The sequence below is a fragment of the Streptomyces narbonensis genome (assembly GCF_014649015.1).
Classification (GTDB): domain Bacteria; phylum Actinomycetota; class Actinomycetes; order Streptomycetales; family Streptomycetaceae; genus Streptomyces; species Streptomyces narbonensis.
The window spans coordinates 60,145-81,370 of sequence record NZ_BMSF01000010.1; the positions used below are offsets into that span (position 1 = coordinate 60,145).

Sequence of the window (21,226 nt, forward strand, 5' to 3'; positions counted from 1 at the left end):
GCGGGGCACTCGCACCACTCCCGCCTGCGGTGACCCGCACGCGCCCCGTTCGGCCGAGTGTCCCGCGCCCTCGGGGGGCCGTTTCCTACCCCGTGGACAACCGTGGACACGCACACCCACATCCCTCGTTCCCGCCCTCCAGGAGGCACCCCCGTGACCGCCCGATCCGCAGGCAAGACGTCCCGCGCCCGGAAGACGCCCGCACCGGACCGGACCGCCGTACGGAAGGCGCCACCCATCGGGCCGGGTGACCGGGCCCGGCTGCTCGCGGGCGAGCACCACGACCCGCACGGCCTCCTGGGCGCCCACCCGGTCAAGGGCGGCGTCGTGGTGCGCGTGCTGCGGCCGTGGGCCAAGGAGGTCACGGTCCTGGCGAAGGGCCGTCGGGTCACGCTGCACGACGAGGGCGACGGCCTGTTCTCCGGTCTGCTGCCGCTGCTGCGGAAGGTGCCCGCGTACGAGCTGCGCGTGCGGTACGAGGACGGGGGCGAGGAGCTCGGCGTCGTCGACCCGTACCGCTTCCTGCCCTCCCTCGGCGAGCTGGACCTGCACCTCATCGGTGAGGGGCGGCACGAGGAGCTGTGGACGGCGCTCGGCGCCCACGTCCTGACCCATGAGGGCGTCGCCGGTACCCGGTTCGCCGTCTGGGCGCCGAACGCCCGGGGCGTCCGCGTCACCGGTGACTTCACGCACTGGGACGGCACCGCGCTGCCGATGCGCTCGCTGGGTTCGACGGGCGTGTGGGAGCTGTTCGTGCCGGGCATCGGCGAGGGGGCGGTCTACAAGTTCGACATCGCCCGGCCGGACGGTTCGCACACCGTACGGGCGGACCCGATGGCCCGCCGCACCGAGTGCCCGCCGAACACCGCGTCGGTCGTCACCGCCTCGCACTACACGTGGGACGACGCCGAGTGGCTGGCGCGGCGCGGCGCCCGCCCGCACCACGAGGCTCCGCTCTCCGTCTACGAGCTCCATCTGCCTTCCTGGCGCCCGGGGCTGACGTACCGGCAGCTGGCGGAGCAGCTGCCGGACTACGTGCGCGACCTCGGCTTCACACACGTGGAGTTCATGGCCGTCGCCGAGCATCCGTTCAGCGGCTCCTGGGGCTACCAGGTGACCGGCTTCTACGCGCCGACGGCCCGGATGGGCACGCCCGACGACTTCAAGTACCTGGTGGACGCGCTGCACCGGGCCGGGATCGGGGTCCTGATGGACTGGGTCCCGGCGCACTTCCCGAAGGACGACTGGGCACTCGCCGAGTTCGACGGCCGACCGCTGTACGAGCACGAGGACCCGCGCCGTTCGCACCATCCCGACTGGGGGACCCTGGAGTTCGACTACGGGCGCAAGGAGGTGCGGAACTTCCTCGTCGCCAACGCCGTGTACTGGTGCCAGGAGTTTCACCTCGACGGGCTGCGGGTGGACGCCGTCGCCTCGATGCTCTACCTGGACTACTCGCGCGAGCACGGCGAGTGGCTGCCGAACGAGTTCGGCGGCCGGGAGAACCTGGACGCGGTGGCCTTCCTCCAGGAGATGAACGCCACGGTCTACCGCCGCTGCCCGGGGATCGTCACCTTCGCCGAGGAGTCCACGGCCTGGGACGGGGTGACGCGGGCCACGGACCAGGTGGGCCCCGGCGGCTTCGGCGGCCTCGGCTTCGGCATGAAGTGGAACATGGGCTGGATGCACGACTCGCTCGGCTACGCGGGCAAGGAGCCGGTGCACCGCAAGTACCACCACCACGAGATGACCTTCTCGATGGTCTACGCGTACAGCGAGAACTACATCCTGCCGATCTCCCACGACGAGGTCGTGCACGGCAAGCGGTCGCTGGTGTCGAAGATGCCGGGCGACTGGTGGCAGCAGCGGGCCAACCACCGGGCCTACCTGGGCTTCATGTGGGCGCACCCCGGCAAGCAACTCCTCTTCATGGGTCAGGAGTTCGCGCAGGGGGCGGAGTGGTCCGCGGAGCACGGGCCCGACTGGTGGCTGCTCGACCCGTCGTACGGGGCGGAGCCGGACCACCGGGGGGTGCGGGACCTGGTGCGGGACCTGAACACGGTCTACGCCGCGAGCCCCTCGCTCTGGGAGCGGGACACCGCCCCGGACGGCTTCCAGTGGGTGGTCGGGGACGCCACCGAGGACAACGTCTTCGCGTTCCTGCGCTTCGACGGCTTCGGCTCCCCGCTGCTCGCGGTCTCCAACTTCTCGCCGGTCGTGCGGCACGACTACCGGCTGGGCGTGCCGGACACCTTCGCCGCCTGGACGGAGGTCCTGAACACGGACGCCGCCCGGTACGGCGGCGGGGACGTGGTCGGCACCGACGCGGTGAAGACCGAGTCGGTGCCGTGGCACGGCCGTGCGTCGAGCCTGCGGATGACGCTGCCGCCGCTGGCGACGGTCTGGCTCAGGCCGGCCTGATGACGCCCAGCCGCTGAGTCGCCCGGGTCAGCGCCACGTACAGGTCGTTGACCCCGTGCGGGGCGCCGGCCACGATGCGGTCCGGGTCGACGACGAGGACGGTGTCGAACTCCAGGCCCTTCGCCTGCCGGGGGTCCAGCAGGACCACCGGCCGGGTGAGGTCGGGGGCGGCTCCGTCGGCGGCGTCCGGCAGGGCGGCGACCAGGCCGGGGAGCAGCTCCACCGGGGCGATCACCGCGAGCCGGCCCTCCGTGCGGAGTTCGGCGGCGACGGCGTCGGCGGCCTCCTTCACCGGGTCGTCGACCGTGCGGTCCCAGGGCGCGACTCCGGTGGAACGGACGGACCGGGGCGGCTCGAAGGCCGGGTCGGCGGCCCGCCGCACCTCGGCGGCGACCTCCATGATCTCGGCGGGCGTGCGGTAGTTGACCCCGAGGCGTACGTGCTCCCAGCGGTCCTGCACGTACGGGTCGAGGATCCGCTCCCAGGCGCCGACGCCGGCCGGGTCGCCGGTCTGGGCAGGGTCGCCGACGAGCGTCATGGAGCGGGTCGGGCTGCGGCGCATGAGGAGGCGCCAGGCCATCGCGGAGAGCTCCTGGGCCTCGTCGACGATGATGTGGCCGAAGGCCCAGGTGCGGTCGGCGGCGGCCCGCTCGGCGGCGGTGCGGTGGTCGGCCTCCTCGTGCCGGTCGGCGAAGCGCTCGGCGTCGATGATGTCGTGGGCCGAGAGGACCTCGGAGGCGTCCTCGTCGAGCTCCTCCTTGTCCTCGAACTCGTAGGTCCGCGAGGCGAAGCTGACGTCGAGGACGCCCTGCGCGTACTGGATCCGACGCTGCCGCTCGGCCTCCTCGGCGGCGCGGGCGGCCGAGTCGTCCTGGCCGAGGTGCTCGGCGGCCTCGTCGAGGAGCGGTACGTCGGCCGGGGTCCACTCGCCGGCCTCGCGCCGGATCGCCGCGGCGTCGGCCTCGTCGAGGTGGGTGGGCTCGGCGAGGTAGTCGGCCAGGAACTCCTGGGGCGTGAGCTCGGGCCAGAGGGTGTCGACGGCGGCGTGCACGTCGGGGTTGGCGGCGATGCCCTTGGCGAGGAGCGCGCGGTCGTCGGGGCCGAGGAAGTTGGGGCCGCCGTAGGGGTCGGCGCCGATGCGGTCGGCGAGCTGCTCCGCGAGGGCGTCCAGGATCCGGAAGACGAAGTAGGGGCGGGCGAGGTTGTGCGGGAGGACGGTCTCGCGGGCCTTGTGGCGGGCCTCCAGGGCCATGTCCCAGTCGATGACCAGGTCCCCGTCCTCGTGCGGGACGAGGAGGGGCGCGCCGCGTTCGGGGACCTGCTGGCGGTCCCGTACGGCGGCGGCGAGGGCTTCCGCCATGGCGGCGGAGCCCTTGACGGCGGCGGCGCGGGGGGTGTCGGTGCCGGTGGCGCGGACGCCGGGGAAGAGCTCGGCGGGGGTGGCGAGCAGGACTCCGGTCTCGCCGAGGGAGGGCAGGACGTTCCCGATGTAGCCGAGGAAGGCGGGGTTGGGGCCGACGATGAGGACGGCGCGCTTGGCGAGCTGCTCGCGGTGGGCGTAGAGGAGGTACGCGGCCCGGTGCAGGGCGACGGCGGTCTTGCCGGTGCCGGGGCCGCCCTCGACGACGAGGACGCCCTGGTGCGGGGAGCGGATGATGGCGTCCTGCTCGGCCTGGATGGTCTGCACGATGTCGTGCATGCGGCCGGTGCGGGCGGCGTCGAGCGCAGCGAGCAGCACCTCGTCGGCGTCGCGGCTCTCGTGCCCGGTGCGGGTGGCGTCGGCGAGGTCGAGCACCTCGTCGTGGAGGGCGGTGACCTCGCGGCCCCGGGTGGTGATGTGGCGGCGGCGGGAGAGGCCCATGGGCTCGTAGCCGGTGGCGAGGTAGAAGGGCCTGGCGATCTCGGCGCGCCAGTCGACGACGAGGGGCGTGCGGTGCGGGTCGTCCTCGCGGATGCCGAGCCGGCCGATGTGGTGGTCGCGCCCGTCCTGGAAGACCAGGCGCCCGAAACAGAGCCCGCTCTCCCCCGCGTTGAGCGCGGAGAGCAGCCCGGACTGCTCGGCGACCAGCACGTCCCTTTCGAGGCGGCCCTGGTTGCTGCCGACCCCCGGCGTGCGCAGGGCCTTCCCGACGGCGGCCTCGGCCTCGTCCCTCAGTTCGTCGAGTCGAGCATAGAGATCGGTGATGAATTGCTGCTCGTTCCGAAATTCCTCGGTTGACAATTCGACTCCCGGCGCGATACAGTGCGTTTAGTGAACTTCTCCTGAACCTTCTCGCACGTCTTTGGCGTGCAGGCACAGGAACTCATCAATATACGCCTCGCATTCCCCCGGCTGTCAATTCCGAGCCGGGGTATTTTTGTGCCCCATGAATGCCTTCGACGCGGCACGGACCCTGCTCCGCACCCTCGGCGCGGACACCCTCCCCCACCCCGGCGGCACCCTTCTCGCCCACCTGGAGCGGGTCGCTTCCCGCCTGGCGGCCTGGGGCGCCCGGGAAGAACTGCGACTCGCGGGCCTCTGCCACGCCTTCTACGGTACGGACGGTTTCGCGGAAAGTCTGCTCCCCCTGTCCCGGCGCGACGAACTGGCGGCGGCGATCGGCCCGGCGGCCGAGGAACTCGTCTACTTCTACGCGAGCTGCGACCGGGAATTCTCCTACCCGGGCCTGCCGGAATCCGACGGCCCGTTCCGCGACCGTTTCACGGGCACGGTCTTCGTCCCGACGCGGCGGCAGCGGGCCGATCTCGCGGAACTCACGGCGGCCAACGAACTGGACGTGCTCCAGGAGAACGAGGAGCTCCGTACGCGGTACGGCGGCACGCTGTCGCGGCTCTTCACCCGCTGGAGTCCCCTGCTCGGGGAGGCGGCCGTCGAGGCCGCCCGCGAGATGCTGACGCTGCGGGGCGAGGAACGGGAGACGTTCCTGCGCGGGCTGGAGGCGGGGGACCTGCGTGTCGGCGTCGTCTCGAAGATCGCGAGCTTCCACGTGACCTTCGTCGACCTGGGCGGGGTCGAGGGGATGATGAACATCCCCGAGGTCTCCTGGCGGCCGTTCCACCTGCCCGGCGACGTGATCGCCGAAGGGCAGGAGCTCGTCTTCCAGGTGCTGGGCGTCGACGAGAGCCGGGATCGCGTCTTCCTCTCCCTCAAGGCCCTGGAGCCCGACCCGATGGCGGCCTTCGCGCGCTCCGGCTTCGGCGGCGTCCGGACCGGCCGGGTCACCCGGCTCGTCCCCTTCGGCGTGATCGTGCTGGTCGCGGACGGGGTGGAGACGGTCGTCCACCGCGACGACCTCGACGGCCTGGCGCCCCGGGAGGGCGACGAGCTGACCTTCGAGGTCGTCGCGGTGAACCTGGTCACCCGGCGGGTGCGGGTCACCCTGCGCTGACGGCCGGCCGTCAGGCGAGGTCCCGGGGTCGGCGCCCCGGGACCTCGGCCGTGGTCAGCGTGCGGGAGCGGCCCCGGAGCACGCGCCCCTAGGGGGTGTCGTCACATTCCCGTCGTCGCCCTTCGGGCGACGACGGGAATGTGACGACACCCCCTAGGTCACGTCCTCCAGCTCCTGGAGGAGGCGGCGCTTCGGGCGGGCGCCGACCAGGGACTTCACCGGCTCGCCCGCGCGGAAGACCATCAGTGTCGGGGTCCCCAGCACCCCGTACTTCACCGTGGTCTCCGGGTTGCGGTCGACGTCCATCTCGACGATCCGCAGCCGCCCCGCCTCCTCCGCGGCGATCGCGGCGAGCACCGGCTTCAGCTGCCGGCACGGTCCGCACCACTCCGCGGTGAACTTCACCAGGACCGGCAGCTCGGCCCCCAGCACCTCCGCGCCGAAGTCCGCGTCCGTGACCTCGCCCACGCCCTCCGTGTACGTCGTCATCTCCGTCACCCCTCCGTGTCCCTCGCCGTGTCCCACTCGCACCGGGGCTCCGGGCCGTGCGGCAGCTCCGCCTCGGCGCGCAGCAGCCGGGCACCCATCTGGGCGCGTACCGCCTGGAGCTGTCCGATCAGACCGTCCAGTTCGGCGACCTTCCGCCGGTAGACGGCGATCGAGGCGGGGCAGGCGTCACCCGCCGGGTGCCCCGCGCGCAGGCAGTCCACGAACGGACGCGTCTCCTCCAGCTCGAACCCGAAGTCCTGCAGGGTCCTGATCTGCTGGAGTAGCCGCAGGTCGTCCTCGTCGTAGGTGCGGTACCCCTGCTCCGTGCGCCGTGCGGTCAGGAGGCCCCGGGACTCGTAGTACCGCAGAGTCCGCGTGGTGGTGCCCGCCCGCTCGGCCAGTTCTCCGATGCGCATGTCCCCGAACGTAAGCCTTGACGCCGACGTCAAGGCAAGGGGAAGGGCCTCAGGAGGGAAGCAGGGGCTTGCGCTCCACCGGCGACGACAGGACGACCGACGTCGTGGTCCGGCCGAGCGCCGAGGTCTGCTCCAGGACCTCTTCCAGGTGGACGGTGTCGGTGACGGCGACCTTGAGGATCCAGCAGTCCTCGCCCACCACGTGGTGGACCTCCAGGACCTCGGGGCGCGCGGTCAGCTCCAGGGTCCGCGGGTGCTTCAGGGTGTAGCCGCCGTGCGGGTTCACGCGGATGAAGGCCTGGATGCCGTAGCCGAGCCGGGCCGGGGAGACATGGGCGCCGTAGCCGGTGACGGCCCCGCTCGCCTCCAGCCGGCGGACCCGCTCGGCGACGGCCGCGGGGCTGAGCCGGACGCGGCGGCCGAGCTCGCTGAGCTTGATCCGGCCGTCGCTCTGCAGGAGGTCCAGGATCTGCCGGTCGACGGCGTCGAAAGCGGCCGCCGAGGAATTGTCGGTGGCGGGTCGCGCGGACCGTGGTTCCTTCGGTGCGGCGGCCAGGACTCCCATGATTCCCCCTTCAGACAACGAGCGCACAACGTAACACTTGTCCTGCGGATCAAGGGAGTTGAGAGCATTGGACATTCTGGTCATCGGCGGGAACCGCTATTTCGGAAAGCGGCTCATCGCCTTGTTGCAGGAATCCGGGCACCGGGTCGCGGTGCTGAACCGGGGTTCTTCCGGGACCCCCGGGGGAATCGAGCACCTCGTGGCCGACCGGGACGACGAGGCCGCGCTGGAATCCGTCCTGGCGGGCCGTTCCTTCGACGTCGTCGTGGACCAGGTCTGCTACACCCCGCGCCAGGCGGAGATCGCCCGGCGGGCGTTCGGGACGCGCACGCGGCGCTACGTGATGACCTCGACGGTCGAGGTGTACGAGTACGAGCACTCCGCCGCGGCCGAGCGGGTCGCCGAGACCGCCCTCGACCTGGACTCGGTCACCGTGGACACGGGCCCGGCCTGGGAGGATCCGGAGTTCCGCGAGGAGCACTACGGGGAGGGCAAGCGGCAGGCCGAGGCGGTGTTCGCGGCGCCCGGAGCGCCCTTCGCCTGGACCTCGGTGCGGGTCGCCCACGTCCTGGGCGGCGAGGACGACTTCACGGGCCGGATCGACCACTACGCGCGGCGGATCCGGTCGGGCGAGCCGATCGCCGTGCCCGCGGTCAACCATCCTGCGACCTATGTGTACGTGGAGGAGATCGCCGCCTTTCTCGCCTGGGCGGTCGAAGCGGAATTCACCGGACCGGTGAACGCCCATTCCCACGGCCTGCTCTCCACCGCCGACATCTGCGCGGAGATCGAGAAGCTGACGGGCGGCCGGACCGTCTTCCGGGAGGTCGAGGTCGGCGAGGTCTCGCCCTTCTCCTTCACGCGCTTCTACGGGATGGACAACTCCCGCGCCACGGAACTCGGCTATTCCTTCCGGCACTGCGCCGAGTGGCTTCCGCGCGCGGTCGCCGAGACGGTCGGGGCGATGCGCTTCGAGGCGACGGACGCCGGGGCGGTGCGCTGATGCGGCTCAGGACACTGGGGGACGTACGGGTCGGGGCGGTCGGCCTCGGCACGATGCCGCTCTCCATCGAGGGCCGGCCCGACGAGGCCCGGGCGGTGGCGACCGTGCACGCGGCCCTGGACGCGGGCGTGACCCTCCTCGACACCGCCGACTCCTACCACCCGCCGGGCGGCGCGCCCGGCGAGGGCGAGCTGCTCGTCTCGCGGGCCCTGGCCTCGTACGGGGGACGCACGGACGGCGTCCTCGTCGCGACGAAGGGCGGGCGCGGCCGGACCGCGGACGGCGGCTGGACCGTCGACGGGCGGCCCGCGCACCTGCGGCGGGCGGCGGAGGAATCGGCCCGGCGGCTCGGCGGGACGCCGATCGGCCTGTACCAGCTGCACAAGCCCGACCCGGCCGTCCCGTACGCCGAATCACTGGGCGCGATAAGGGAGTTGATCGACGCGGGCACGGTCAGGCTGGCCGGGATCTCCAATGTGGACACGGAGCGGATCCTGCTGGCCCGCGAGATCCTGGGCGACCGGCTGGTCTCCGTGCAGAACCGCTACTCGCCCGCGGTCCGGGAGAGCGAGGCGGAGCTGCGGCTCTGCGCGGAGCTCGGTCTCGCCTTCCTGCCGTGGAGTCCACTGGGCGGGATCTCGCGCAGCTCGCTCGACGGGGCGTCCGCCCTGGAGGCGGACCCGGAGTTCGGCGGCTTCCACCGGGTGGCGCGGGAGCGGGGGGTCAGTCCGCAGCGGGTGGCGCTGGCCTGGCTGCTCGCCCGGTCGGAGACGGTCCTGCCGATCCCGGGCGCGAGCCGGCCGGAGACGGCGCGGGACTCGGCCGGGGCGGCGGGCCTCTGCCTGGGGCCGGAGGAGCTGGCACTGCTGGACGGCCGGCCCGGCGGCGCCGCCTGAGCGCGGGAGGGCCGGCCTGGCGGCGCCCGAGCGCGGGACGGCCGGCACGGCACCCGAGCGCGGGACGGCCGGCACGGCACCCGAGCGCGGGACGGCCGGCACGGCACCCGAGCGCGGGACGGCCGGCACGGCACCCGAGCGCGGGACGGCCGGCACGGCACCCGAGCGCGGGACGGCCGGCACGGCGGCGCCCGAGCGCCGACCGTACCGGCCGGATGTTCCGTACAGCCGCGTCCTCCCGGGGCCCGGATCCGGCTCAAGGCCCGGGATCCGGAAGGACGCGGCCCCCCGTCGGGGTACGTGGGGGGCGTCCGGGTCAGACGCCCGCTCGGGCCTTCTCCTCCCCGTCCTCGATCCGCTGGTCCGGGAGCGGGGCGGGGGCGTGGTCGTCGACGAGGGTCTTCTCGTCGAAGGGGATGTTCCCGGCGAGGACCTCCGCGACCCTCGCTTTGTCGATCTCCTTCGTCCAGGTGCCGACGAGGACCGTGGCGACGGCGTTGCCCGCGAAGTTGGTGAGGGCGCGGGCCTCGCTCATGAAGCGGTCGATGCCGACGATCAGGCCCACCCCGTCGACCAGTTCGGGCCGGTGGGACTGGAGGCCGCCCGCGAGGGTCGCGAGGCCGGCGCCGGTGACGCCCGCCGCACCCTTCGAGGCGATGATCATGAAGACGAGGAGCGAGATCTGCTCGGCGACCGAGAGCGGGTCGCCCATCGCCTCGGCGACGAAGAGCGAGGCCATCGTGAGGTAGATCGCGGTGCCGTCGAGGTTGAAGGAGTAGCCGGTCGGGACCGTGATGCCGACGACCGGCTTGCTGACGCCCAAGTGCTCCATCTTCGCGATGAGCCGCGGCAGGGCGGACTCCGAGGAGGACGTGGAGAGGATCAGCAGGAACTCGCGGCCCAGGTACCTCAGCAGGGTCCAGATGTTGACCCCGGCGACCAGTCGCAGGATCGCGCCGAGCACGACGAAGACGAAGAGCCCACAGGTCAGGTAGAAGCCGATCATGATGACGGCGAGGGACTTGAGCGCGGCGGCGCCGGTCGCGCCGACGACTGCGGCGATCGCACCGAAGGCGCCGACGGGGGCGACCCACATGATCATGCCGAGGATGCGGAAGACGAGCCGCTGGATGTGGCCGATCCCGCGCAGCACCGGCTCGCCGGCGGCGCCCATCGCCTGCAGCGCGAAGCCCGCGAGCAGCGCGACGAGGAGCGTCTGGAGGACCTCGCCCTCGGTGAAGGCCGAGACGAAGGTGGTCGGGATGATCCCGAGCAGGAAGTCCGGCGTGGACTCGCCGCCGCCCTCGGCCTGCTTCGCGCCGGCCTCGGCGATCTCCTTGGTGAGGTGGAGGCCGGAACCGGGCTCCAGGAGGTTGCCGACGAGCAGACCGATCGCGAGTGCGACGGTCGACATCACGAGGAAGTAGCCGAGGGCGAGGCCGCCGCCGGCGCCGACCTTCGCGGCCTTCCGGACCGATCCGACGCCGAGGACGATCGTGCAGAAGATGATCGGCGAGATCATCATCTTGATCAGATTGACGAAGCCGGTGCCCAGCGGCTTCAGCTCGACGGCGACGCCCGGCGCCAGGAAGCCGACGGCGATGCCGAGCAGGACGGCGCCGATGACGGCCAGATACAGATAGTGGGTACGGTCCCGTCGTGCGGCCACGGGGTCCTCCTCGCGCTGATGGGTGTCCACGTCCCGGTGGACTCCGCGACTATCCATCAGCCTGTGACCGGGGTCACGGTTACGTTCGTTTCGTTCACGACCGAAACATCACGCCCGCCGGGGGAGGCCTCCGTGAGCACCTCCCAGAGCGCTCCCGGAGGCGCCCCCGGAGGCACTCCCGGGAAGAGAACGATTCGGGAACGCAATGACCCGGCGCAAATTCCGCCGTGCACACTTACCCGCATGCGCCTCCCCCGTCCCCGCCCCCGCAGCCTGGCCGGCCAGCTCTTCGCGATGCAGGTCGTGCTCGTGGCCCTCGTCGTGGCGGGCTGCGCGGTCTTCGCGTACGTCACGGACCTGACCCAGGCCGAGGAGACGGCGCGGCGCCAGTCCACTGCGACCGCCGCGGCCGTCGCCCACTCCCCCTCCGTGGTGGCCGCGGCCCGCACCGCCGACCCGTCGGCGGTGCTCCAGCCGTACACGGAGGCGCTGCGCCGGCACGCGGACGTCGCCTTCGTGGTGATCATGGCGCCGGACGGGACGCGCTGGACACATCCGGAGCCGGACCAGATCGGGCGCACGTACCTCGGCCACATCGAGGAGGCGGTGCGGGGACGGACCTTCTCCGAGACGCACCTGGGGGTGCTGGGGCCGTCCGTGCGGACGGTGGCGCCCGTCCACGACGAGGACGGGCGGCTCGTCGCGCTCGTCAGCGCGGGCATCACGATCGAGCGGATCAGCGAGCAGGTGCGGGAGCAGGTAGCCGCCCTCTTCGGTATGGCGGGCGCGGCGCTCGCGCTGGGCGGCGCGGGGACGTACGTCGTCAACGCCCGGCTGCGCCGCCACACGCACGGCATGAACGCGGCCGAGCTGAGCCGGATGCACGACTACCACGAGGCCGCGCTGCACGCCGTGCGGGAAGGGCTCGTGATGCTCGACGGGCGGCGGCGGATCGCCCTCATCAACGACGGGGCACGGGAGTTGCTCGGTCTGGACGAGGGGGTCATCGGCCGCTCGGCCGCCGAACTCGGCCTGCCCGCGCCGCTGACGGGCGCGCTGCTCTCCTCCGAGCCGCGGGTCGACGAGACCCATCTGACGGCCGACCGGGTGCTCGTCGTCAGCACCCGCCCCGTGGTGGGCGGGGAGCGGCGCGGCACGGTCGTGACCCTCCGCGACCGTACGGAACTCCAGGCGCTGTCCGGGGAGTTGGACTCCGAGCGGGGGTTCACACAGGCGCTCCGCTCGCAGGCCCACGAGGCGGCGAACCGGCTGCACACCGTCGTCTCGCTCATCGAACTGGGCAGGGTGACGGAGGCCGTGGAGTTCGCGACGGCGGAGCTGGAACTCGCGCAGGCGCTCACCGACCGGGTCGTCGACGCGGTCGGCGAGCCCGTGCTGGCGGCGCTGCTGCTCGGCAAGGCGGCGCAGGCCAACGAGCGGGGCGTGGAGCTGGTGCTGACCGAGGACAGCCGGATCGACGACGGCCGGGTGCCGGCGGCCGTGCCCTCCCGTGACCTGGTCACGATCCTGGGCAACCTGATCGACAACGCCGTGGAGGCGGTGGGCGGAACCCCGCACGCGCGCGTGCGGGTCACGGTCGCGGCCCGCGCGGGCGACGGCGAGCTGCTGCTGCGGGTCGGGGACAACGGCCCCGGGGTCCGTCCGGCCGACCGGGACGCGGTCCTGAGCCGCGGCTGGACGACCCGCGGCCCGGGGCGCGGCCTCGGCCTCGCCCTGGTGGGTCAGGCGGTCTCGCGCGCCTCGGGCACCCTGGAGCTGGCGGACGCGACGGAGGGCGGCGCGGAGTTCACCGTACGGCTGCCCCTGCCGAGGGAGGGCGGTGCGGGTGCGCCCGTGGCCGGTGCTCCGGCCCGAGTGGAGGTGACCCCGTGAGTACACGCCCCCTCCGTGTCCTCGTCGTCGAGGACGACCCCGTCGCCGCCGACGCCCACGCGCTCTACGCCGGGCGGGTCGAGGGCTTCACCGTCGTCGGCGTCGCCCACTCCCGGGCCGCCGCCGTGCGGATCCTCGACCGGACGCCGGTCGATCTCATCCTGCTCGACCTCTACCTGCCCGACGGCCACGGCCTCCACCTGCTGCGTGCGCTGCGGGCCGCCGGGCACTCCGCGGACGTGATCGCCGTGACCTCCGCTCGTGACCTGGCGGTCGTCCGCGAGGGCGTGTCCCTCGGCGTCGTCCAGTACGTCCTGAAGCCCTTCGCCTTCGCCACCCTCCGGGACCGGCTCTCCCGGTACGCGGAGTTCCGGGCGTCCGCCGGGGAGGCCTCCGGGCAGGACGAGGTGGACCGGGCGCTCGCCACACTCCGGGCCCCGCAGCCCGCCACGCTGCCGAAGGGGCTCAGCGCACCGACCCTGGAGGCGGTCACCCGCACCCTCCGGGACACCCCGGCCGGGGTCACCGCCGCCGAGGCGGGCACGGCGGTCGGGATCTCCCGGATCACCGCCCGGCGCTACCTGGAGCACCTCGTGACCGAGGGCCGCGCCGTGCGCGCCCCGCAGTACGGTCAGATCGGGCGGCCCGAGCTCCAGTACCGCTGGCTCGACGGCCGGGCCCGCGGCCACTGACCGGGGCAAGGCCCGGACAGGGCCGGGCCAAGGCGCGGAGAGGGCCGGGGCAGGGCGCGGACAGGACCGGGCCAGGGCGCGGATCGGGGGATTGATCCGGTTACTGACTGGTTCCCACGTTCCTACGACGTTGCACGTTGGGCGAACGAACCGTAGCCACCTGTCACCCTCCGCACCTACGGTGACCGGGTGCACCAACCCTCTCCCCCCTTCAACGGCCTGGCCGCGCGCCGCCTGCGTGAGGGTCTCGGCATGGCTCCGGGACACGTCGCGTACGGCCTCCGTGCCCAGTACGGCATGCTCGTCGACCCCGAGACCGTCGTCGCCTGGGAACGCGGCCGCCTCCTCCCGACCGCGCAGGAGCTCACCGCGCTCGCGGGCGTCCTGTGGTGCGCCCCCGCCGAGCTCATCGCCGCCGCCACGACCCTGCGCGAGCACCGGCTGGCCCGCGCGCTCTCCGCGGAGGAACTGGCCCGGCGGATCGGCGTGGGAGCCGGCGCGTACCAGCGGATGGAGGACGAGGGCCGCTGGCGCGGCACCGAACGCCAGACGGCCGCCCTCGCGGAGGTCCTCGGCCTCGGCCCGCGCGCGCTGATCACGGCGACCGGCGGTGACGCCGACCTCGCCGAGCTGCTGCGCGACGCCGCCACCACCCGCTGGCAGGCCTACGTGAAACCGGCCGTGAAGATGGTGCCGCTGCCCAAGCCGACCGTGGAGTCGGCGCTCCAGCGACTGCACGCCGACTACCACGCGCGGATGGCGGCGACCAGCAGCTGGGGGGCCTCGGGGGCGACGGGCGACGAGGGGCGCGCGTACCTGGACGAGATCACCGGGCACTTCTGGGCGGCCGTGGGTCACTGAGGGCCGGTGGGCCACCGGTGTCGCTCCCATGATCGGGCGGGGCCGTAGATTGGCCCGCGTGAGACGACACGTACCCTTCGAACGACTCCACAACTTCCGTGACCTGGGCGGCTATCGGACCGCAGACGGCGGGACCGTGCGGTGGGAGACCCTCTACCGCTCCGACTCCCTGGCCAAGCTCGTGGGAGCCGGACCCGACGACCTCGCCCGCTTCCGCGCACTGCGCGTGGCCTCCGTGATCGACCTGCGCTACCCGTGGGAGATCGACGCCAAGGGCCGTCTGCCGGAGACCGAGGACGTCGCCTGGCACAACCTGTCCATCGAGCACCGGCCGTACGACCAGGCGGAGATCGACCCGGACCTCGATCCGTGGCGCTACCTCGCCGACCGGTTCGCCGAGGTCGCCGAGGACGGCGCGGCGGAGATCCGCACCACCCTCGAGGTCATCGCCGCGGCCGACGGCCCGCTCGTCTTCCACTGCGCCTCCGGCAAGGACCGGACGGGGCTCGTCGCGGCGCTCGTCCTCGCGCTCCTGGACGTCCCCGACGAGGAGATCCTCGCGGACTTCGCGCTCACGGAGCTGGCCACGGAGCGGCTGATCGCCGACTGGCGGGCGTCGCACCCTGGCCGTGAGCTCCGCTGGCCGGGGTACGGGCGGGCGCCGGCCGAGATCCTCCGGCTGTTCCTCGCGGACCTGCGCGAGCGGTACGGCTCGGTGTACGGGTACGTCACCGGCCACGTCGGGCTCGACCCCGCGGTCGTGACGGCGCTGAAGGACCGGCTGGTGGAGCCCGCCCGGGACGTCCCGGTCTCCTGATTCCTTCCGTCAGTTCCTGCGGTCGAAGCTGAAGAGCTGGCCCGCCGCGTCCGGCGCGCAGGGGGCCTGGGCCAGTCGCGCCCAGGCCGCCGAGCGGTCTCCGACGACCGTGACGCAGCTGCCGGGCGTCGCGGAGTCCGCCGGAACGATCCGGTAGCCCTCGACGGGGGTGCCGTACGGCTCCAGGGTGAACTGCTCCACCCTGCTGGGGTCACCGCACTCGGAGTCCTCGAACGCAGCGTCGGGTATCCGGCCGCCGGAGGGTATCCCGGAGCAGCCGGGACCGTAGTCCGGGTGGTCCGAAACGATCCTCCACCGGCCGCCGCCCAGCTCCTTCAGCGAGTACAGCGGCACCTTCGCGTCGGCGCAGGGCACCTGGTGGATCTGCCCGCTGCGGGCGCCGCGCCGCTCGGCGAGGCACAGGTCCCGGCCGATGACCCGGATGCGTACGTCCCCGGCGGCGGGCGCCGTGAGCGCCCGGGGCGGGTGCGCGCCGTGCCCGTCCCGCACGACGGCGACGACGCTGACGCCGGCGAGGACGAGCCCCGTCAGGGCGACCGCCGCGACGAGGGCGCGCCGTATCCGGGACCGGGGTCCCGGCCGCGGGGTGTCGGGGGCGGCGTCCGGGGCATCCGCCGCCGGGTCCCCCGGCCAGACGACGTCCGAGGGGGCGAGGGCCTTCCCGGGCTCCTCCTCCCGCGACGTCGGACGGGCCGCCGCCTCGTCGCCGCCGCCGGCGGGGCCGCGGTCGGCGGGCTCGTACACCCCTCGTACCGCGAGCTCCTTGCGTACCGTCTGCCACTCCTCAAGGCCGCCCGGCCCCACCCCGCACGCGCGGACGAAGGTGACGAGGAGCTCCTCGCGGGGGACCGTGGCGCGGGCCAGCATGTTGGCGACGGTGGACCGGGGCAGGATCTCGCCGTTCGCCTCGGCCCGGGCCGTGAGCTCGCGGTAGGTCAGGCCGGACCAGTCCTTGAGCGCCTGGAGGCACGCGACGAACTCCGCGGCGTTCCGCACCTCCCGCGGGTCGGGTGCCCGTTCCGCCGGAATCATCCGCCTCTCCCCCTTCCGCCGGACAGGGTTGGGACATGTCCGGGACAGGCCTCAAGCCTTGTTGATCTCGTGCTCCGACGGAAGAGTGGAACTCGGCAATTCCGGTGGTGACGCCGGTCACGGACAAGTGGCCCCGACCCTCCACGGGGGGAGGGTCGGGGCCACTCGGGCGGTCCGGGTCCCGGTGCGGTTCCGGGACAGGTCGGGACGCGGGTCCCGGCCGGAGGGACGTTCGGCGGACGGGGCGGCGCACCGCGCACCGCGCACCGCGCACCGGCTACCGGCTACCGGCTACCGGTCAGAAGACCGATTCGGCCTCGCGCATGCGGTCCTCGGGGACGGTCTTGAGCCGTGTCACGGCCTCGGCCAGCGGCACCATCTCGACGTCCGTGCCGCGCAGCGCCGTCATGCGGCCGAACTGGCCCCGGTGCGCCGCCTCCACCGCGTGCCAGCCGAAGCGGGTGGCGAGCACCCGGTCGTACGCGGTCGGCGTGCCGCCGCGCTGGACGTGGCCGAGAATGACCGGACGGGCCTCCTTGCCGAGGCGCCGCTCCAGCTCGACGGCGAGCTGGGTGCCGATGCCCTGGAAGCGCTCGTGACCGAACTGGTCGATCTCGCCCTTCTGGTAGTCCATCGAGCCCGCGGCCGGGTGCGCGCCCTCGGCGACGCAGATGACGGCGAACTTCTTGCCGCGGGCGAAGCGCTCCTCGACCATCTTGACGAGGTCGTCGACCTCGAAGGGGCGCTCGGGGAGGCAGATGCCGTGCGCGCCGCCGGCCATGCCGGACTCCAGCGCGATCCAGCCGGCGTGGCGGCCCATCACCTCGACGACCATCACGCGCTGGTGGGACTCGGCGGTGGTCTTCAGCCGGTCCATGGCCTCGGTGGCGACGCCGACGGCGGTGTCGAAGCCGAAGGTGCGGTCCGTGGAGGAGATGTCGTTGTCGATCGTCTTCGGGACGCCGACGACGGGCATGCCCGCGTCGGAGAGCATCCGGGCGGCGGTGAGGGTGCCCTCGCCGCCGATCGGGATGAGGACGTCGATGCCGTACTGCCTGGCGAGGTCGGAGGCGGACTCGGCGGCCTCGCGGAGCCGGTTGCGCTCAAGACGCGCGGAGCCGAGGATCGTGCCGCCGCGGGCGAGGATGCCGCTGACGGCGTTGAGGTCGAGGGGGCGGAAGTGGCCGTCGAGAAGGCCCTTGAAGCCGTCCTCGAAGCCGATGACCTCGTCGTTGTGGCCGGTCATCGCCCGGTGCACGACCGACCGGATCACTGCGTTCAGGCCGGGGCAGTCGCCGCCTGCGGTGAGAACTCCGATGCGCATCGTGCTGTGTCTCCTGCTCGGTCGCGGTCCAGGTGAGCCACGGCAATTCTCACACGCCCGGCCTGACGGGATCGCTCGTCGCCGCTCCGCGCGTTCCTGCCGGGGCCCGCTCCGGGCCTTCTCGGAGGCGTTTCGTCCCGGGCTTCCGGGCCCTTTGTCCGGCGGGCGACCTAACCAGTGGCGGGGGTATTGTCAAGGGGGTAATGCCGCCCTTTAGGGGCTTCCCGAGGACAGCGGATTGACGTCGGCGCAGAGGGTCGGCGCCGCTGCGCGGGCCCGCCGGTGCCATGCGGCATCGCCCGCCCCGCTCCCCGGGTGAGCCCCTTTCCGCAGGACTGGACAGGAGACCACGGCGTGACGCGCAGCGTGTACGTGACCGGGATCGACCGCGGTGACGGCCGCCAGGTCGTCGAGCTGGGAGTCATGGAGCTCCTCACCCGTCAGGTGGACCGGGTGGGGGTGTTCCGTCCGCTGGTGCACGACGGCCCCGACCGCCTCTTCGACCTCCTGCGGGCCCGCTACCGGCTCTCGCAGGACCCCTCGACGGTCTACGGCATGGACTATCACGAGGCCTCGGCGCTCCAGGCCGAGCGGGGCACCGACGAGCTGGTCTCGCAGCTCGTCGATCGCTTCCACGCCGTCGCCCGCGAGTACGAGGTCGTCCTGGTCCTCGGCACCGACTTCGCCGCCACGCAGCTCCCCGACGAGCTCGCGCTCAACGCCCGGCTGGCCAATGAGTTCGGCGCCTCCGTCATACCGGTCGTCGGCGGCAAGGGCCAGCCCGCGGAGTCCGTACGGGCCGAGGCCCGCAACGCCTTCCGGGCGTACGACGGACTCGGCTGCGACGTGCTCGCGATGGTCGTCAACCGGGTGGCGCCCGAGGACCTCGCGGCGCTGGAGCGGCTCGCGACCCGGGTCCCCGTGCCCTGCTACGTGCTGCCCGACGAGCCGGCGCTCGCCGCGCCCACCGTCGCCCAGATCACCCACGCGCTCGGCGCCTCCGTCGTCCTCGGCGACGACGCGGGCCTCGCGCGCGACGCCCTGGACTTCGTCTTCGGCGGCGCGATGCTGCCGAACTTCCTCAACGCGCTGACCCCCGGCTGCCTCGTCGTCACCCCCGGGGACCGGGCCGACCTGGTCGTCGGAGCGCTCGCCGCCCACTCGGCCGGCACGCCGCCGATCGCCGGGGTGCTGCTCACCCTCAACGAGCGGCCCAGCGAGGAGATCCTGACGCTCGCGGCCCGCCTCGCGCCCGGCACCCCGGTCATCTCGGTCCCCGGCAACAGCTTCCCGACGGCGACCGAGCTCTTCTCCCTCGAAGGCAAGATGAACGCCGCCACCCCGCGCAAGGCGGAGACGGCCCTCGGCCTGTTCGAGCGGCACGTCGACACCGCCGACCTGCTCAAGCGGATCTCGGTCGCCCGCAGCGGCCGGGTCACGCCGATGATGTTCGAGCACGAACTCCTCGAACAGGCGCGGGCCGACCGGCGCCGGGTCGTGCTCCCCGAGGGCACCGAGGAGCGGGTGCTGCGCGCCGCCGACGTCCTGATCCGCCGGGACGTGTGCGACCTGACGCTCCTCGGTGACGTGGAGGCCATCCGCAAGAAGGCCGCCGACCTGAGCGTGGACCTGCGCGAGACGCAGCTGATCGACCCGCAGACCTCGGAGCTGCGCGACTCGTTCGCGGAGAAGTACGCGACGCTCCGCGCCCACAAGGGCGTCAGCGTCGAGCTCGCCTACGACGTCGTCTCGGACGTCAACTACTTCGGCACCCTGATGGTGCAGGAGGGCCTGGCCGACGGCATGGTCTCCGGCTCGGTGCACTCGACGGCCGCGACGATCCGCCCGGCCTTCGAGATCATCAAGACGAAGCCCGAGGCCTCGATCGTCTCGTCGGTCTTCTTCATGTGCCTCGCCGACAAGGTGCTCGTGTACGGCGACTGCGCGGTCAATCCCGACCCGAACGCCGAGCAGCTGGCGGACATCGCCGCCCAGTCTGCGGCCACCGCGGCCCGCTTCGGCGTCGATCCGCGGATCGCGATGCTCTCGTACTCCACGGGCACCTCGGGCTCCGGCGCCGACGTCGACAAGGTGCGCGAGGCCACGAAGCTGGTCCGCGAGGCGCACCCGGAGCTGCGGATCGAGGGCCCGATCCAGTACGACGCGGCGGTGGAGCCCTCCGTCGCCGCCACGAAGCTGCCGGATTCGGAGGTGGCCGGCCAGGCGACCGTGCTGATCTTCCCGGACCTCAACACCGGCAACAACACCTACAAGGCCGTGCAGCGTTCGGCCGGCGCCGTGGCGGTCGGCCCCGTGCTCCAGGGTCTGCGCAAGCCCGTGAACGACCTCTCGCGCGGCGCGCTCGTCAGCGACATCGTCAACACGGTGGCCATCACGGCGATCCAGTCCCAGACCCCCACCACGACCCGCGAGGAGCTCCCCGCATGACCGGCACCCCCACCCGTGTCCTCGTCCTCAACTCCGGCTCGTCCTCGTTGAAGTACCAGCTCCTCGACATGGCGGACGGCACCCGGCTCGCGGTCGGTCTGGTGGAGCGGATCGGGGTGGGGGTCCCCCCAGCGAAGCGAGGGGGAGAGAGCTCCCGTCTGGTGCACACCCCGCTGCAGGGCGGCGGCGGCGAGAAGCGCGAGACGACCGGCCCGATCGCCGACCACGAGGCCGCGCTGAAGGCGGTCGCCGAGGAGCTGGCGGCGGACGGCCTCGGCCTGGACTCCCCCGAGCTGGCCGCGATCGGCCACCGGGTCGTGCACGGCGGGCTGCGCTTCACCGCCCCGACGGTCGTCGACGACGAGGTGCTCGCGGAGATCGAGCGGCTGGTGCCGGTGGCCCCGCTGCACAATCCGGCGAACCTCACCGGCCTCCGTACGGCGATGTCCCTGCGCCCCGACCTGCCGCAGGTGGCGGTCTTCGACACGGCCTTCCACACGACGATGCCGGAGTCGGCGGCGCGGTACGCGATCGACGTGGCGACGGCGGACGAGCACCGGATCCGGCGGTACGGCTTCCACGGCACCTCGCACGCGTACGTGTCGCGGGAGACGGCGAAGCTGCTCGGCCGGACGCCCGAGGAGGTGAACGTGATCGTGCTGCACCTGGGCAACGGCGCCTCCGCCTCCGCGGTGAAGGGCGGCCGGTGCGTCGACACCTCGATGGGCCTGACGCCGCTGGAGGGCCTGGTCATGGGCACCCGCTCGGGCGACATCGACCCCGCGGTCACCTTCCACCTGAAGCGGGTGGCGGGCATGTCGGCCGACGAGATCGACGTGCTGCTCAACAAGAAGTCCGGCCTGGTGGGGCTCTGCGGCGACAACGACATGCGGGAGATCCGCCGACGTGTGGACGAGGGCGATCCGGCGGCGGCGCTGGCCTTCGACATCTACATCCACCGGCTGAAGAAGTACATCGGCGCCTACTACGCGGTGCTCGGCCGGGTGGACGCGGTCGTGTTCACGGCGGGGGTCGGCGAGAACGCGGCCCCGGTGCGGGAGGCTGCCATCGCGGGCCTGGAGGAGCTGGGTCTCGCCGTGGACGCGGACCTCAACGCCGTGCGTTCCGACGAGGCACGGATCATCTCCCCGGACTACGCGCGGGTGGCGGTCGCCGTGGTGCCGACGGACGAGGAGCTGGAGATCGCGCGGCAGAGTTTCGCGCTCGTTCAGAGCTCGGTGAGCTCGAACGAGTGAACGCTTGAGCGGGCCCGCGCCCATTTGTACTTTC

General features: G+C 72.9%; 17 protein-coding genes. 10 read left to right on the forward strand and 7 right to left on the reverse strand.

Going from position 1 to position 21,226, the window contains the following annotated elements:
- Window positions 1-153: 153 nt before the first annotated feature.
- Window positions 154-2,421 (forward strand): 1,4-alpha-glucan branching enzyme, encoded by a 2,268-nt coding sequence (gene glgB, locus IE124_RS20200; protein ID WP_189509255.1) that lies wholly within the window; start codon window positions 154-156, stop codon window positions 2,419-2,421.
- Here glgB and IE124_RS20205 read toward each other — a convergent pair.
- Window positions 2,408-4,642: a HelD family protein gene (locus IE124_RS20205; RefSeq protein ID WP_189509256.1), complete on the reverse strand. Its 2,235-nt coding sequence runs from the start codon at window positions 4,640-4,642 to the stop codon at window positions 2,408-2,410. The two genes, glgB and IE124_RS20205, sit on opposite strands and share 14 nt — an antisense overlap.
- Before the next feature lie 145 nt (window positions 4,643-4,787).
- Here IE124_RS20205 and IE124_RS35540 point away from each other — a divergent pair, with 145 nt between their 5' ends.
- Entirely contained in the window at window positions 4,788-5,810 is a 1,023-nt protein-coding gene (locus tag IE124_RS35540; protein ID WP_189509257.1) for a DUF6817 domain-containing protein, read from the forward strand.
- A 153-nt stretch (window positions 5,811-5,963) separates the two neighbouring features.
- Here IE124_RS35540 and IE124_RS20215 read toward each other — a convergent pair whose 3' ends face one another.
- From IE124_RS20215 to IE124_RS20225, 3 genes are read right to left on the reverse strand one after another with little or no spacing between them, the layout of a single operon-like run.
- Window positions 5,964-6,299 (reverse strand): thioredoxin family protein, encoded by a 336-nt coding sequence (locus tag IE124_RS20215; protein WP_306432411.1) that lies wholly within the window; start codon window positions 6,297-6,299, stop codon window positions 5,964-5,966.
- Window positions 6,300-6,304: 5 nt separating this feature from the next.
- The gene (locus IE124_RS20220; RefSeq protein WP_189509258.1) at window positions 6,305-6,715 is read right to left on the reverse strand and encodes a MerR family transcriptional regulator; all 411 of its coding nucleotides are present in this window, start codon (window positions 6,713-6,715) and stop codon (window positions 6,305-6,307) included.
- Between the two features lie 49 nt (window positions 6,716-6,764).
- Window positions 6,765-7,280: an Lrp/AsnC family transcriptional regulator gene (locus IE124_RS20225; RefSeq protein WP_189509259.1), complete on the reverse strand. Its 516-nt coding sequence runs from the start codon at window positions 7,278-7,280 to the stop codon at window positions 6,765-6,767.
- 67 nt (window positions 7,281-7,347) lie between these two features.
- On the opposite strand from IE124_RS20225, the gene IE124_RS20230 reads away from it, so the two are divergent.
- Together IE124_RS20230 and IE124_RS20235 are read left to right on the forward strand one after the other, a co-directional pair.
- Window positions 7,348-8,283, forward strand: a complete 936-nt coding sequence (locus IE124_RS20230; protein ID WP_189509260.1) for an NAD-dependent epimerase/dehydratase family protein — start codon at window positions 7,348-7,350, stop codon at window positions 8,281-8,283.
- Entirely contained in the window at window positions 8,283-9,179 is an 897-nt protein-coding gene (locus tag IE124_RS20235; RefSeq protein WP_189509261.1) for an aldo/keto reductase, read from the forward strand. Before IE124_RS20230 ends, IE124_RS20235 begins: the two co-directional genes overlap by 1 nt.
- A 316-nt stretch (window positions 9,180-9,495) precedes the next feature.
- Here the strand turns inward: IE124_RS20235 and IE124_RS20240 are convergent, their stop codons facing one another.
- Window positions 9,496-10,878, reverse strand: a complete 1,383-nt coding sequence (locus IE124_RS20240) for a cation:dicarboxylate symporter family transporter (protein ID WP_229832633.1) — start codon at window positions 10,876-10,878, stop codon at window positions 9,496-9,498.
- 213 nt (window positions 10,879-11,091) lie between these two features.
- On the opposite strand from IE124_RS20240, the gene IE124_RS20245 reads away from it, so the two are divergent.
- The 4 genes from IE124_RS20245 to IE124_RS20260 all read left to right on the forward strand — a co-directional run bounded on the left by IE124_RS20245 (window position 11,092) and on the right by IE124_RS20260 (window position 15,111).
- The gene (locus IE124_RS20245; protein ID WP_189509263.1) at window positions 11,092-12,741 is read left to right on the forward strand and encodes a sensor histidine kinase; all 1,650 of its coding nucleotides are present in this window, start codon (window positions 11,092-11,094) and stop codon (window positions 12,739-12,741) included.
- Window positions 12,738-13,433 (forward strand): response regulator, encoded by a 696-nt coding sequence (locus IE124_RS20250; protein WP_189509264.1) that lies wholly within the window; start codon window positions 12,738-12,740, stop codon window positions 13,431-13,433. The genes IE124_RS20245 and IE124_RS20250 overlap by 4 nt, the downstream gene beginning before the upstream one ends.
- A 252-nt stretch (window positions 13,434-13,685) precedes the next feature.
- The gene (locus tag IE124_RS20255; RefSeq protein ID WP_189509510.1) at window positions 13,686-14,294 is read left to right on the forward strand and encodes a helix-turn-helix domain-containing protein; all 609 of its coding nucleotides are present in this window, start codon (window positions 13,686-13,688) and stop codon (window positions 14,292-14,294) included.
- Between the two features lie 58 nt (window positions 14,295-14,352).
- A complete protein-coding gene (locus tag IE124_RS20260) occupies window positions 14,353-15,111 on the forward strand; it encodes a tyrosine-protein phosphatase (protein WP_189509265.1) in 759 nt (252 codons plus the stop codon).
- A gap of 9 nt (window positions 15,112-15,120) precedes the next feature.
- On the opposite strand, the gene IE124_RS20265 is transcribed toward IE124_RS20260, so the two are convergent.
- Window positions 15,121-16,164 (reverse strand): RICIN domain-containing protein, encoded by a 1,044-nt coding sequence (locus tag IE124_RS20265; RefSeq protein ID WP_189509266.1) that lies wholly within the window; start codon window positions 16,162-16,164, stop codon window positions 15,121-15,123.
- A gap of 298 nt (window positions 16,165-16,462) precedes the next feature.
- Complete coding sequence (locus IE124_RS20270; protein WP_189509267.1) at window positions 16,463-17,488, reverse strand: ATP-dependent 6-phosphofructokinase; 1,026 nt, start codon at window positions 17,486-17,488, stop codon at window positions 16,463-16,465.
- 354 nt (window positions 17,489-17,842) lie between these two features.
- Here IE124_RS20270 and pta point away from each other — a divergent pair, with 354 nt between their 5' ends.
- Window positions 17,843-19,936: a phosphate acetyltransferase gene (gene pta, locus IE124_RS20275; protein WP_189509268.1), complete on the forward strand. Its 2,094-nt coding sequence runs from the start codon at window positions 17,843-17,845 to the stop codon at window positions 19,934-19,936.
- On the forward strand, window positions 19,933-21,192 hold the full coding sequence (locus tag IE124_RS20280; RefSeq protein WP_189509269.1) for an acetate kinase: 1,260 nt from the start codon (window positions 19,933-19,935) through the stop codon (window positions 21,190-21,192). The genes pta and IE124_RS20280 overlap by 4 nt, the downstream gene beginning before the upstream one ends.
- Window positions 21,193-21,226 lie beyond the last annotated feature (34 nt).

Bases quoted from the DNA above. Each gene is read 5' to 3' on its own strand.
- IE124_RS35540 (WP_189509257.1), top strand. From the start codon at position 4,788: ATGAATGCCTTCGACGCGGCACGGACCCTGCTCCGCACCCTCGGCGCG.
- IE124_RS20215 (WP_306432411.1), bottom strand. From the start codon at position 6,299: ATGACGACGTACACGGAGGGCGTGGGCGAGGTCACGGACGCGGACTTC.
- IE124_RS20220 (WP_189509258.1), bottom strand. From the start codon at position 6,715: ATGCGCATCGGAGAACTGGCCGAGCGGGCGGGCACCACCACGCGGACT.
- IE124_RS20225 (WP_189509259.1), bottom strand. From the start codon at position 7,280: ATGGGAGTCCTGGCCGCCGCACCGAAGGAACCACGGTCCGCGCGACCC.
- IE124_RS20235 (WP_189509261.1), top strand. From the start codon at position 8,283: ATGCGGCTCAGGACACTGGGGGACGTACGGGTCGGGGCGGTCGGCCTC.
- IE124_RS20245 (WP_189509263.1), top strand. From the start codon at position 11,092: ATGCGCCTCCCCCGTCCCCGCCCCCGCAGCCTGGCCGGCCAGCTCTTC.
- IE124_RS20255 (WP_189509510.1), top strand. From the start codon at position 13,686: ATGGCTCCGGGACACGTCGCGTACGGCCTCCGTGCCCAGTACGGCATG.
- IE124_RS20265 (WP_189509266.1), bottom strand. From the start codon at position 16,164: ATGATTCCGGCGGAACGGGCACCCGACCCGCGGGAGGTGCGGAACGCC.
- IE124_RS20270 (WP_189509267.1), bottom strand. From the start codon at position 17,488: ATGCGCATCGGAGTTCTCACCGCAGGCGGCGACTGCCCCGGCCTGAAC.
- IE124_RS20280 (WP_189509269.1), top strand. From the start codon at position 19,933: ATGACCGGCACCCCCACCCGTGTCCTCGTCCTCAACTCCGGCTCGTCC.